The organism is Pantoea sp. DY-5 (genome assembly GCF_019795955.1).
Classification (GTDB): Bacteria; Pseudomonadota; Gammaproteobacteria; order Enterobacterales; family Enterobacteriaceae; genus Pantoea; species Pantoea leporis.
In genome coordinates this window covers 24,390-37,628 of sequence record NZ_JAIMIE010000004.1, presented here as the reverse complement: position 1 = coordinate 37,628, position 13,239 = coordinate 24,390, and the positions used below count along the sequence as shown (strand labels likewise).

Here is a 13,239-nt window from a genome sequence, read left to right as displayed (position 1 = left end):
TTTCTTTTTCTTAACTATACATAGCTGAGGGTTTTATGTCTTTAAATTACATTAATTTAGATGATTCAACCAAAGGATTCATGCTAAAAGAAATTGAATTTGATAAAGAAAATAATAGTTTTTATTTGAGCAACTATCTCACTGCTCAAGGTAAGGCTGAGTGGCCATCTTTGTTAGAAGAAGCATCTCAACAGGATGATTCATGGCTTGAGCGAGAGATCTTAAATCGAGGATTACTAGCCACCCATTATCCTCGAAGAAAGCCAAATAGCACTGAGATGATTCAGGCTAAAGTCCCCCACACGGCTGCTCAAACTTTAGCTGAAGGAGAATTCAATCGTTTATATGCTCGAGGCTTGAGTTCGCGAGCAAAAGCAGAAGGAATTGAATTTGTTGAAGCTTACCGAGCAAGACACTCAGAAAACCCTCGCCCTGAATCTCAAGATGTAATTGGTAAGAAATTCCGACCAGATGAAATTCTTGAGGATTTACGTAATAACCCAGGTGTAGATACGGCACTAGGCGTTCCTCCAGGCCCTAACTCCGGCATAACAATAAAACTTGTTAAGTAAAAAATTAAGAAAGGCACTTTCGGAATTTTAATCCTTAAGTGCTTTTTTAATGACGTGCATCACAACTGGATATCACACTCTGACCTAAGCAGGTCTTCGCTTTTGGCAAGGTGCTGACAATTTTTTTATCCAAGCATCTAATAACATCATCTCACTTATCCCGCTTTTGACTGGTTTTCAATCATCACGGCTAATGTGATCACCCTTAGTGCACACGAGTGTACATCCCGCTTCAAACCATTCACCACCTAACTAAATGAATTTATTAAAAAAATATCAAAGTGAACAGTGTGAACACTTTTCTCTAAAATCATTTTATTTTGGATTTAGCGCCGTGCATTCGTTATCATTGCTCTGCCGTTCCGGGGTATGAGATCTAATAATTGGTACACGTTTAGGTACACAACACAAAGTTGAATTAGATAAAAACGCCTAAATACATGAGCTTGCGGATTATGTTCAAACTCCGCCAGCCCACCAAAATTCTCCATCGATGATTACCAGAGTCATTCGATGAAGTCCTAAGAGCCCGTATGGCGCAAGCCTTACGGGCTTTTTTGTATCTGGACTCTTTCAAGGCGACTCGCATGAAAATCCCAAACCGACTCCAGCCTCTCGTCGATGATGGCTTGGTAGATGAAGTACTACAAAGACTAAGAAGCGGCAAAGAAGCTGACGTTTATACCGTGTTAACGGGCGGCAAAATCCAATGTGCCAAAGTGTACAAGGACGCCACACAACGAAGTTTCAAGCAGGCCGTGCATTATCAGGAAGGGCGCAAAGTCCGCAACAGCCGTAATTCACGTGCGATGCAAAAAGGGTCGAAATTCGGGCGCAAGCAGCAAGAAGAGACCTGGCAAAGCGCGGAAGTTGATGCGTTATTCCGCCTGGCGCATGCTGGCGTTCGCGTCCCGCAGCCCTACGTTTGCATCGACGGCGTTTTGTTGATGGAGCTGGTCACAGACGCAGAAGGTCTGGTTGCGCCACGCCTGAGCGATGTGTTCCTGACTGAAGAGAACGCCCTGAAGGATTTCGATACCATGATCCGCAATATCGTGCGCATGTTGTGCGCCGGCATTGTTCATGGCGATCTGTCGGAATTCAACGTGCTGCAGGATGCCAACGGACCGGTGATTATCGACTTGCCACAAGCGGTTGATGCCGCGGCAAACAACCACGCTGAATCTATGTTTGAGCGCGATGTGAACAATATCACCGCCTATTACGGGCAATATGCTCCGCAGATTTTGCAAACGCGCTATGCGAAAGAGATCTGGCAGTTATATGAAGATGGAAAGCTGACGCCAGAAACGCCGCTCACCGGTCTCTTCGTAGAAGAGGTGCATGAAGTGGATATGAACTCATTGATGGATGAGATCATCGCCGCCGAAGATGAGTTCTATGATCGTCAGCGCGCCGCTAAAGAGCGCGACGAAGAGTAGAGGCGGCTCCACAGCTCAGGCAGGCTGGCGATAAACGCCTCGGCTATCGCGTGTTTATTGCCACCCGGATTCCACAACGTTACCAGCGTAACGTTCAATCCCTGATTGCCAACCTCGGTACGCAACCGTTGCACGTGGCGCCACTGCTATGCTGCACCAGACAGATAGCAGATTAATATTGCAGAGCCACCGCTCAGGTGGCTCTTATCCCTTCCTGCAACAACCTAAAATGCTATCTACTGGTGATTTTGCCAGCGAAACTAGACCTTTTTCATTCCTGGTTTATTCTTAAATCTTTCCATCCCGGCCTGTGCCAGGATGATTACCTGAGACGACATATTTCATGAAAGAGGGAATTATGAAAAAGACCATTATTGCACTGTCAGCCATTCTGATGGCATCTTCGGCTTTTGCCGCGACCACACATGCAACTGATGAAACTGTCGCTAACGCGCAGGCCGGTGCGAACACTGCTAAAGAAAAACTGCATCAGGCGCAGAACGAAGGTAAAGAGCAGCAGCTGAAAGCGAAGCATGCGGCAGAAGGCAAAAGCGATAACCTGACCAGTAAAGCCAGCGAAGGTACGCAGAAAGCCTGGAACAAAACCAAAGAAGGTTCTGAGAAAGGTTGGGATGCCACCAAAGAAGGTACGCAGAAAGGCTGGAATAAAACCAAAGAAGGTGCCAGCGATCTGAAAAAGAAAGTGACTGAATAACGTTCTTCGCTCAATCCAGAGGCCGCGTTTGCGGCCTTTTTTATTGCCTGTTTTCCCTCAACTTTGCATCTTTAACGCTATCCCCTTAGACTTTACCCAACACTCCATTAACCAATAATGCTCATGTCTGACACCTTTACCCGCCAGCCGCTGCCCTTACCCAACGGTCATAATAAAGTCCTGTTGCACTCTTGCTGTGCGCCCTGCTCGGGCGAAGTGATGGAAGCGATGTTGGCTTCTGGCATCGATTACACCATCTTCTTCTACAACCCAAACATTCATCCACTGAAAGAGTATGAGCTGCGTAAAGAGGAGAATATCCGCTTTGCCGAGCAGTTTGGCGTGCCCTTTGTTGATGCCGATTACGATAAAGACAATTGGTTTGAGCGGGCGCGTGGCATGGAGTGGGAACCGGAACGTGGCGTGCGCTGCACCATGTGTTTCGACATGCGCTTTGAACGCACCGCGCTGTATGCACATGAAAACGGTTTCCCGGTGATCACCAGTTCACTCGGTATTTCGCGCTGGAAGAATATGCAACAGATCAACGACTGCGGCGTGCGCGCGGCGGCGCACTATCCCGATATGCTTTATTGGGAGTTCAACTGGCGGAAAGGTGGCGGTTCGTCACGCATGATTGAGATCAGCAAGCGCGAACGTTTCTATCAGCAGGAGTATTGCGGCTGCATCTACTCGCTGCGCGACAGCAATCGCCATCGCGTAGCTAGCGGCCGCGAGCGCATTGAGATCGGCGTGCAGTATTACCAGCCCGACGAAGAGTAAAGAAAAGGGCAGGAAATCCTGCCCTTTTTTCATTAACGAAACACCAGCGTTAACACCACCATGACAACCATCATCATTATCAGGTGAAACACCACCTTATTGAGATTGCTGTTACGCATTTCACCTCCATGTGTTTAAAACCACTGACCAAAGCGCTTGATGTAGAGCATTTTCATGCCCTGCGCGACCACGCAATAACCGAGCAGCGTTGCCACCAGCCATGGGAAGTAAGACCATGGCAGCGGCACCAATCCCACCATCGCGCCCAGCGGTGAGAACGGCAGCAGAATGCCGGCGATCATCACACACGCAGTGGTCAGCAGCACCGGCAGCGCCGCACGGCTCTGGATAAACGGAATCTTTTGCGTGCGCAGCATATGCACCACCAGCGTTTGCGACAGCAAGCCTTCAATAAACCAGCCGGACTGGAACAGCGACTGCATTTCTGGCGTATTCGCCGCGAACACGTACCACATCAGCGCAAAAGTGGTGATATCGAAAATCGACGACGTTGGCCCAATCCACAGCATAAAGCGTTTGATATTACGCGCGTCCCATTTACGCGGCTTACGCAGGAACTCGCGGTCCATTTTGTCCCACGGCAGTGCCAGCTGAGACAGATCGTACATCAGGTTCTGAATCAGCAGATGAATCGCCAGCATCGGCAGGAACGGAATAAAGGCGCTCGCCACCAACACCGAGAACACGTTGCCGAAGTTCGAGCTGGCGGTCATGTTCAGGTACTTAATGATGTTGCCGAAGGTTTCGCGTCCCTTCATGACGCCCTCTTCCAGCACCATCAAATCTTTTTCCAGCAGGATGATATCGGAGGACTCTTTAGCGATGTCCGCCGCGCTATCGACGGAAATCCCGACATCAGCATCACGCAGCGCCGGCGCATCATTAATCCCGTCGCCGAGGAAGCCAACGGTATGGCCCTGTTGCTGTAGCGCGCGCAGGATGCGTGATTTCTGCAGCGGCGTGAGTTTAGCGAATACCGCACTCTGCGCGGCGGCGTCTGCCAACTGCTCGTCGCTCATCAGGGCAATTTGGTCGCCGGTGACGATCGCGCTGCTGTCGATGCCAACCTGCTGGCAAATGCGCGCGGTCACCACCGGATTATCACCGGTCAGCACTTTGACGCTAACGCCATTGTCGCGCAGCGCGCCGATGGCTTTGGCGGCGCTCTCTTTCGGTGGATCGAGGAAGGTCAGCAGCCCTTCAACCGTTAAGCCTTGCTCATCCGCCACGCTCAGCGGCTGCTGTAAACCCGGCTCCGCCAGCACGCGGCTCGCCACCAGCAGCACGCGGAAACCCTGCTCATTGTATTGATGTGCCAGCGCCAGCAGTTCTGCTCGGCGCGTTTCGTTCAGCGGCTGCACCAGCTTACCTTCACGCTCGGCAGTCGCGATGCTCAGCATCTCTTCCACCGCGCCTTTGCAGATCAGCATCTGTTGATTGAGGCGACGATCGCGCACCACCACCGAGACGCGACGGCGAATGAAATCAAACGGCAGTTCATCCACTTTGATATAGGTATCGCTCACCGCTTCGCTGACGCGGTTTTTGCCGTACTGCAAAATGGCGCGATCCATCAGATTCAGCGTGCCGCTTTGATAGTGGCTGTTAAGCCAGCTCAGCATCAGCACGCGTGAGTTCTCCACGCCAGCACAATCCAGATGATGCTCCAGAATGATGTTGTCCTGCGTCAGCGTGCCGGTTTTGTCGGTGCAGAGAATATCCATCGCGCCGAGGTTTTGAATCGCATTCAGACGTTTGACGATCACTTTACGCCGCGACATGGCGATGGCGCCTTTCGCCAGGTTGGAGCTGACGATCATCGGCAACATTTCCGGCGTTAAACCTACCGCTACCGCCAGCGCAAACAGTGAAGCATCCAGCCAGTCGCCTTTGGTTAGGCCATTAATCAGCAACACCACCGGTACCATCACCAACATGAAGCGGATCAGCAGCCAGCTCACGCTGTTGACGCCGCGGTCAAAGGCGGTTTGTGCGCGATTACCCACAATCGATTTCGCCAGGCTACCGAAGTAAGTTTCGCTGCCGGTTGCCACTACCACCGCTTTGGCGCTGCCGCTGGACACGTTGGTGCCCATCAGGCAGACGCTGCCCAGTTCCAGCAGCGATGTGCCCTGTTCGCTGGCACCGCTGCTTTTGCTGGTGACGTGACCGGTAACGTCATATTTCTCAACCGGTAACGATTCGCCAGTCAAAATCGCCTGGCTGATAAACAGATCGCGTGAATCCAGCAGCCGTACATCGGCTGGCACCAAATCCCCCGCCGACAGATAGATGATGTCACCCGGCACCAGCGTGGCGATATCGACTTCCTGTTTGAGCGGCGCTTGCTGCGCTGACTCACGACGCAGCACCGTGGCGGTGGTGCGCACCATCGATTTCAGCGCCTGCGCCGCTTTATTGGTACGGAACTCCTGCCAGAAGCGCAGCAAACCGCTGAGCGTTACCATCGTCACAATGATGATGACACCGGTCAGATCGGTCTCCTCGCCGTTGCGCAGCGGCAGCCAGAAATCAGTGAAAAAGCTCACCAGCGCCAGCGCCATCAGGACATAGATAAACGGATTGTTGAATGCCTGCAGCAACTGCAACAACGCCGGTGGCGCTTTGTCGTGTTCGACCTGATTGCGGCCATATACATCCAGCCGCGCCTCGGCTTCACGTTCACTCAGGCCAAGCGCATCGCTGCGCAGACGCACCAGCGTTTCGTCGGCAGTAAAACCGGCTTCATCTTCAATCAGGTAACGCGGTGTTTTTTGACGCGGCTGGCGCGTGGTGTTCCAGGCTTTTTTGTCCTGGTTGAGTTTCATGTCAGTCATAGTGACATTCCTCTTTATTACGGCAATAAAAATCCCTGCGTGCGAGGCACACAAATTAAATTAACGGCAATGCGTTTTTAAATTAAAAATAACCTGTCGGGAATTTCCATATCACCTCCCGGAAATTAAAGACGAAAAGAGTCGCTCGTTAAATAACGAGTAATTAATAAATTCGAAGGTAAACACCACGTAGTCAAACAGCGAGAAGCTGTCTAATGCGCAGCGCAAATCAGCACGCTGAGGTTCAGCGCGCGTATCGAGGCGGAGGGAAAAGTGTGTTAAAAATCATGTGCATGATGATATCCCCACGGGCTTTGGCCCGTTACAGTGTCGTTTTAAGGGAACAATCATCAAGTAAAGAGAGGATTGCTGCCCGCCGTGTTGGCAAGCAGCGACAAAAAAGTTCGCGCGTCAGCTTGCCTTGTGATGCCTACTAAAAGGGTGACTGTCCAACTGAACTCTCCTGCTTTGAAATTGCGGCCATTATATTCCGGGAAGTAACGAAGTAAAGTTAATTATCGGTTAGTCACCGATCATTTATATTCCGTTGCAGTTAAGTTGATATATCGCATTCCGGTCGCCATAAATGGCGCCCCTACGACGGCTTTGCCAATTTATGCGCACCGGGAAATGGGTAGTCATTATGGTTTTCGTAGGGTGCGCATTCATGCGCACCTCTCCAACAGCCCATAACGCTTTCAAGCCTTATAACTGAACCCCACAGCTTAGATCATTAATGCATATGCATAGCCTGAAATTGACTATTCTTCACTGCTGCGCTCTCGTAAACTCGCGTTACTTTTTTTAGGCAAGGAAACAACATGAAAAAAATTATTCCATCACTGCTGGCGTTATCGCTGGTAGCCGCCTTCTCGGTTCAGGCAGCGACGCCGAAAGATACGCTGGTGATTGCCCAGTCTACCGATGATGCCGACAGCTTCGACCCTGCGCAGGGCTTCGAACTCACCACGGTGCAAGCGTTCACTAACATTTATCAGCGCCTGGTTCAGTCCGATCCCACTAATCCAACCGATTTGCAGCCAACGCTGGCCACGTCCTGGCAAGCGGGCAGCGATAATCGCAGCCTGACGTTTGAACTACGCAAAGGTGCTCAGTTCGCCAGCGGCAATCCGCTGCGTCCGGAGGATGTGATCTTCTCACTGGGTCGCGTGGTGAAACTCAACCTCGATCCCTCCTTTATTCTTACCCAACTTGGCTGGAATAAAGACAACGTCGATACCTTCCTGAAAAAGGTTGATGACAACCACGTACAGATCAGCTGGAGCGCCAACGTCAGCCCGGCGTATGTGCTCAGCCTGCTCTCCGCGCCGGTCTCTTCGATTGTTGATGAGAAAACCGCGCAGGCCAACGCGAAGAACGGTGACTTCGGCCACGCGTGGCTCGGTACTCACTCTGCCGGTAGCGGCCCGTATCAGATTCGTAAAGTGGTGCTGCACGAAGCGGTTCTGCTGAGCGCGAATCCAACTTCGCCAGCGGGCGCTCCGAAGCTGAAAAATATCCTGATTAAAAACGTTCCGGAACCGGCTGCGCGTCGTCTGCTGCTGGAACAGGGCGATGTGGATATCGCGCGTAACCTCGGTGCGGATCAGATCGCCTCGCTGAAAGGCAAAGCGGGCGTGAAGACCGAAGCGATTCCGATGGCTTCTCTCTATTACATCCAGTTCAACATCGGTGAAAACCCGGTGCTGAAGAACCCGGCGCTGTGGGAAGCAGCTCGATACCTATTCGACTATAAAGGTATCGCTAACGACCTGCTGAAAGGCCAGTTCGACGTGCATCAAACCTTCCTGCCGAAAGGCTTCCTCGGCGCAATCAACGACACGCCGTACACTTACGATCCTGAGAAAGCCAAAGCGATTCTGAAGAAAGCCGGTCTGACCAACGTCAGCTTCAAGCTCTCCACCAGCAACCAGCCGCCTTACCTCGATATCGCGCAGGCGCTGCAGGGCAGCTTTGCCAAAGGCGGCGTGAAGGTGGAAGTGCAACCTGGCCTGAGCTCTGAAGTCTCGACCCGCGTGAAGGCGCACAAATATGAAGCCACCCTCAACGCCTGGGGCGCAGACTATTTCGATCCCAATACCAACGCCGCATCCTTCGCTTACAACCCGGAAGATGGCAGCAAAACCGTGGCTTACCGTTCTGACTGGCACATCCCGGAGCTGAACAAGCAAACGCTGGCCGCCACCGCCGAGAGCGATAACAACAAGCGCGTCGAACTCTATCAGGCGATGCAGCGTGAAGTGCTGAAGAACTCGCCGTACGTGATTGGCTTGCAGGCGAAAAACCTGATTGCGCTGCGCGACAATCTGCAAGGCTATGTACAGGGCATCAACCCGGACATGGTGTATTACTCGCAGGTTTCTAAGTAATGGCAGTGTCAGCTTCACAGGCCGGGTTCGCCCGGCCACTCTGGCAACGCGTTAGCCACATCGTTACCAGCCTGCTCTCGCTGCTGGTGACGCTAGTTGGTTTGTTAGCGTTCACTTTTATGCTGTCGCACCTTTCGCCAGTCGATCCGGTGCAACAGATCGCAGGCGATCACGCCAGCGAAGCCACCTACGCACAGGTGCGACACGATCTCGGCCTCGATCAGCCGGTGCTGGTGCAGTTCTGGCGCTATATCAGCCATCTGGCGCGCGGCGATCTCGGCTTATCGCATCTGACCAATCAACCGGTCAGCGCCGACCTGATGCGTACCTTCCCGGCCACCATTGAGCTGGCCACCTGCGCGATGATTTTTGCTGCAGTGTTCGGCATTGCCTTAGCGCTGCTGGCGGCGTGGAAACCGGGCAGCATCATCGATAACGTGGCGCGTTTTGTGTCGCTGCTAGGCTACTCGGTGCCAGTGTTCTGGCTCGGCCTGCTGGGTTTGCTGCTGTTTTATGCCGTGCTGCACTGGTCCGCCGGACCGGGCCAGCTTGATGACATCTGGATCTACACGCTGGAGCCAAAAACCGGCTTTGTGCTGATTGATAGCTGGATGTCCGGCGATCCCGAGATGTTCCACAATGCGATTGCCCACTTGTGGCTGCCGGTGGTGATTCTCGGCCTGCTGGCGATGGCGGGCATTACGCGCCTGCTGCGCGCGGCGCTGCTGGAAGAGAGCAGTAAAGAGTATGTGGTGCTGGCGCGTGCGAAAGGTGCCAGCCGTGGACGCATTTTACTGCGTCATATTTTCCCCAACGTGCTGGGCACGCTGATTACCGTTATCGCCCTCTCCTACGCCACGCTGCTGGAAGGTTCGGTACTGACTGAAACGGTATTTGCCTGGCCGGGCGTTGGTCGCTACATGACTAACGCGCTGTTTTCCTCCGATGTACCGGCGATTCTCGGCTCGACCTTGCTAATTGGCAGCTGCTTTATTTTGCTCAACGCGCTGGCCGATGCCCTGACCTGGTTAACCGATCCGAGAACCCGATGACTCAACAACTCTCTGAACTGGAAACGCTGCGTCCGCGCCGCCGCCGCGCGCGCGTGACCTCGCTTTCCATCGGCCTGACGCTGGTGCTGATTGTGGTGGCGATGGCGTTGTTCGCGCCATTGCTGGCGCCTTTCGATCCCAATGCGCAGATCATCTCCCAGCGTTTGCAGGCGCCGTCGGCGCTGCACTGGTTTGGCACCGATGGCTTTGGCCGCGATCTGCTGTCACGCGTGATTTATGGCGCGCGCCCAACGCTGCTGTTGGTGTCACTGATTCTGGTGCTGACCATTCCGGTTGGCCTGCTGGTCGGCATCACCGCCGGTTACGTGGGCGGCTGGACCGAGCGCGTGTTGATGCGCATAACCGATATCTTCCTGTCGCTGCCGAATCTGGTGATCGCGCTGGCGCTGGTCGCCATGCTCGGCCCCGGCTTGATGAATGGTGCACTGGCGCTGGCGCTCACCAGCTGGCCGCCATTTGCCCGTCAGGCGCGCGCGGAGACGCTGGCGCTGCGCCGCAGTGATTACCTCGCCGCCGCGCGCATGCAGGGCATCACCGGTTTACGCCTGATGTTTGGCCACATTCTGCCGCTGTGTATGCCAACGGCGGTGGTACGTGCCGCGCTAAGCCTCGGCGGAATCATTCTTTCAGCGGCGGGCCTCGGCTTCCTTGGCATGGGCGTGCAACCGCCTACCGCCGAATGGGGTTCGATGGTGGCAGAAGGCAGTAAAGTGATCTTCGACCAATGGTGGGTAGCCGCCGCACCCGGCGGCGCGATTCTGTTCGCCAGCCTGGCGTTTAACCTGACAGGCGATGGCCTGCGTGACCGACTGGATACTCGCCATGCCAAATGATCTGTTAATTGATGTACAAGGCCTGACGATTCGCAGCGATGATGCGCTGCTGGTCGATAACATCGGCTTTCAAATTGGCCGCGAGCGCGTGGCGCTGGTGGGTGAATCCGGTTCCGGTAAATCACTCACCGCGCGCACGCTGATGGGCTTGCTGTCACCTTCGCTGCACTTGCAAGCCGATCGTTTGCAGATTGTCGGCACCGATGCGTTGAGCCTGCGCGAGCGTGACTGGATTCAACTGCGCGGCAGCAAAGTAGCGATGGTGATGCAGGATCCGAAATATGCGCTTAATCCCACGCGCACCATTGGCTGGCAGGTGGAAGAACCGCTGGTGCTGCACCACAAATTGAGCCGCGCTGAACGTAAAGAGAAAGTGTGCGAGATGCTGGATGCGGTGGGCTTGCCCGACCCGCGTCAGCTGATGAAACGCTATCCGCATCAACTTTCTGGCGGCATGGGGCAACGCGTGATGCTGGCGATCGCCCTGATCACCGATCCTGAACTGCTGATCGCCGATGAACCTACGTCGGCGCTCGATCACGCGATGCGCGATCAGGTACTGGCGCTGATTCGTCGTCTGGTTGAACAGCGCAACATGGGTTTGCTGCTGATCAGCCACGATCTGCAACAGGTTTCCGAGCACTGCGAACGTGTGATGGTGATGTATCAGGGCCGCGTGCTGGATACCTTGCCGGCGTCCGAACTCTCCAACGCCAGCCATCCTTACACCAGCACCTTGTGGGCCTGTCGCCCGAGTAAAGCCACGCACGGCGAGCGTTTGCCGGTGCTGGATCGTGCCGCGCTGGAGAAGAATTATGATTGAGTTAGCGAACCTCAGCGTTTCGCACAAGCAAGGTTACGAGCTGCGCACCGTGGTGCACGATGTGTCGCTGCAGGTCGCGGCCGGTGAGTGTTTTGGTCTGGTTGGTCCGTCCGGCTGCGGCAAGTCGTCGCTGCTGTGGGTGCTGGCGGGATTGAATCCGCACTGGAGCGGCAGCATGTCGCTGGCGGGCACCGCCGTGCAGCCCGGCAAAGCGTTTACCGGCCAGCTGCGCCGCGATGTGCAGATGGTGTTTCAGGATCCCTACGCTTCGCTGCATCCGCGCCATCGCCTGCGTCGCACGCTGGCGGAACCGCTGAAAATGCTCAAACGTGATAACATCGACGACCGCATTAATGCCGGGTTCCGCCATGTCGGGCTCGATCCGGCGCTGGCGGATCGCTATCCGCATCAGCTTTCAGGCGGTCAGCGTCAGCGCGTAGCGATTGTGCGCGCCCTGCTGCTGGAACCCAAGATCCTGCTGCTGGATGAGCCGACCTCGGCGCTGGACATGTCGGTGCAGGCTGAGATCCTCAACCTGCTCAACGATCTAAAGCAAAAAGATGGTTTAACCATGGTGCTGGTCAGCCACGATCCGGATGTGATCGATCACATGTGCGATCGCGCGGCGCGTATGGCGCAGGGCCGCATCGTGGAGCAACATTCAACAACAAGGAACACCGTATGACGGTTAAGTTACGTCCGCTGGAGCGGGAAGATTTACGCTTTGTGCACCAATTAGATAACAACGCCAGCGTGATGCGTTACTGGTTTGAAGAACCGTACGAAGCGTTTGTCGAGCTTTCAGACCTGTATGACAAACATATCCATGACCAAACCGAGCGTCGCTTTGTGGTGGAGCATGATGGACACAAAGCCGGGTTGGTGGAGTTGGTCGAGATTAATCACGTGCATCGCCGCGCTGAGTTTCAAATCATTATCGATCCTTCCCATCAGGGCAAAGGCTTAGCCACCAAAGCGGCAAAGCTGGCGATGGATTACGGCTTTTCGGTGCTGAATCTCTACAAACTCTATCTGATTGTCGATGAAGAGAATAAGAAGGCGGTGCATATCTACACCAAGCTGGGTTTTGAGGTGGAAGGCGTACTGAAGCACGAATTTTTCATCAACGGCGAATACCGCAACACCATCCGCATGTGCATTTTCCAGCAGCAACATCTGGCGCAGCATAAAAGCGCCAATGCGATGGTGAAGCCTACCGCGCAGTAACTCAAACTGTTGAATGATTTGTAGCGGCGCAATTAATTGCGCTGTTTTTTTTCGCGGCAAGATTGCGCAATAAATTGCGCCGCTACGATCGGTGCGGGCTTATTAACCCCGCGCGCCGACGACGTTCAGCTTCGGCTGTGGATGTTCTGGTTTGAGATCGTACATGCCGCCGTAGAAGGGATCGACCAGCAGCCAGCCGGGGAAGCCCAACAGCGGAATATTGCCGAGCAAATACCACAGATTGGCATTGGCCTCGATCGGCAAGGTTAGCGGCACGTAGCCCGGACTCTCCAGCATCACCTGATAGTGCTTCTTACCAAAGTAATTCCCGGTCGATTTCGCCAGCTCGACGGTTTGCGGCGTATAGCCCTGCGCCACCGCGCGGCCGGTCTCATCCTGCACGGTGAAACGCGCGCCTTGCGGCAGGGAGTCGATTTTTACCGGTTGCGTTTCAGTGCCGACAATGGTGGCGCAGCCGCTCAGCAGCAGCGCACAGGCAGGAAAAAGAGGTCGCAGGTTCATA

General features: G+C 54.1%; 13 protein-coding genes. 10 read left to right on the top strand and 3 right to left on the bottom strand.

Annotated features, from left to right (window positions below):
• The first annotated feature begins 35 nt into the window (after nt 1-35).
• Together K5Y30_RS13815 and K5Y30_RS13810 are read left to right on the top strand one after the other, a co-directional pair.
• On the top strand, nt 36-572 hold the full coding sequence (locus K5Y30_RS13815; protein WP_222211802.1) for a hypothetical protein: 537 nt from the start codon (nt 36-38) through the stop codon (nt 570-572).
• A gap of 587 nt (nt 573-1,159) precedes the next feature.
• Nucleotides 1,160-2,014 (top strand): PA4780 family RIO1-like protein kinase, encoded by an 855-nt coding sequence (locus K5Y30_RS13810; RefSeq protein ID WP_222211801.1) that lies wholly within the window; start codon nt 1,160-1,162, stop codon nt 2,012-2,014.
• On the opposite strand, the gene K5Y30_RS13805 is transcribed toward K5Y30_RS13810, so the two are convergent.
• Entirely contained in the window at nt 1,981-2,148 is a 168-nt protein-coding gene (locus tag K5Y30_RS13805; RefSeq protein WP_206098222.1) for a hypothetical protein, read from the bottom strand. The two genes, K5Y30_RS13810 and K5Y30_RS13805, sit on opposite strands and share 34 nt — an antisense overlap.
• 224 nt (nt 2,149-2,372) lie before the next feature.
• On the opposite strand from K5Y30_RS13805, the gene K5Y30_RS13800 reads away from it, so the two are divergent.
• A complete protein-coding gene (locus K5Y30_RS13800) occupies nt 2,373-2,729 on the top strand; it encodes a hypothetical protein (protein ID WP_110868297.1) in 357 nt (118 codons plus the stop codon).
• A gap of 123 nt (nt 2,730-2,852) precedes the next feature.
• Nucleotides 2,853-3,512, top strand: coding sequence for an epoxyqueuosine reductase QueH (locus tag K5Y30_RS13795; protein WP_008101584.1), 660 nt, complete (start codon nt 2,853-2,855; stop codon nt 3,510-3,512).
• A gap of 134 nt (nt 3,513-3,646) precedes the next feature.
• Here the strand turns inward: K5Y30_RS13795 and mgtA are convergent, their stop codons facing one another.
• Nucleotides 3,647-6,370, bottom strand: coding sequence for a magnesium-translocating P-type ATPase (gene mgtA / locus K5Y30_RS13790; protein WP_222211800.1), 2,724 nt, complete (start codon nt 6,368-6,370; stop codon nt 3,647-3,649).
• An 821-nt stretch (nt 6,371-7,191) separates the two neighbouring features.
• Between mgtA and K5Y30_RS13785 the strand changes: the two genes are divergently transcribed.
• Genes K5Y30_RS13785 through speG form a run of 6 tightly spaced genes read left to right on the top strand, consistent with a single transcriptional unit; the run spans nt 7,192 to nt 12,716 of the window.
• Nucleotides 7,192-8,760, top strand: a complete 1,569-nt coding sequence (locus K5Y30_RS13785) for an ABC transporter substrate-binding protein (protein WP_222184374.1) — start codon at nt 7,192-7,194, stop codon at nt 8,758-8,760.
• Nucleotides 8,760-9,812 carry an ABC transporter permease gene (locus K5Y30_RS13780; RefSeq protein ID WP_222211799.1) on the top strand — a complete coding sequence of 351 codons (1,053 nt, stop codon included), beginning with the start codon at nt 8,760-8,762 and terminating at the stop codon, nt 9,810-9,812. The genes K5Y30_RS13785 and K5Y30_RS13780 overlap by 1 nt, the downstream gene beginning before the upstream one ends.
• Entirely contained in the window at nt 9,809-10,666 is an 858-nt protein-coding gene (locus K5Y30_RS13775; protein WP_101763443.1) for an ABC transporter permease, read from the top strand. The genes K5Y30_RS13780 and K5Y30_RS13775 overlap by 4 nt, the downstream gene beginning before the upstream one ends.
• Nucleotides 10,656-11,489: an ABC transporter ATP-binding protein gene (locus K5Y30_RS13770; protein ID WP_061718038.1), complete on the top strand. Its 834-nt coding sequence runs from the start codon at nt 10,656-10,658 to the stop codon at nt 11,487-11,489. The genes K5Y30_RS13775 and K5Y30_RS13770 overlap by 11 nt, the downstream gene beginning before the upstream one ends.
• The gene (locus tag K5Y30_RS13765; protein WP_137386313.1) at nt 11,482-12,174 is read left to right on the top strand and encodes an ABC transporter ATP-binding protein; all 693 of its coding nucleotides are present in this window, start codon (nt 11,482-11,484) and stop codon (nt 12,172-12,174) included. The genes K5Y30_RS13770 and K5Y30_RS13765 overlap by 8 nt, the downstream gene beginning before the upstream one ends.
• Entirely contained in the window at nt 12,171-12,716 is a 546-nt protein-coding gene (gene speG / locus K5Y30_RS13760; protein ID WP_008101618.1) for a spermidine N1-acetyltransferase, read from the top strand. Before K5Y30_RS13765 ends, speG begins: the two co-directional genes overlap by 4 nt.
• A 102-nt stretch (nt 12,717-12,818) precedes the next feature.
• On the opposite strand, the gene K5Y30_RS13755 is transcribed toward speG, so the two are convergent.
• A complete protein-coding gene (locus K5Y30_RS13755; RefSeq protein WP_008101619.1) occupies nt 12,819-13,238 on the bottom strand; it encodes a hypothetical protein in 420 nt (139 codons plus the stop codon).
• Between the last annotated feature and the right edge of the window lies 1 nt (nt 13,239).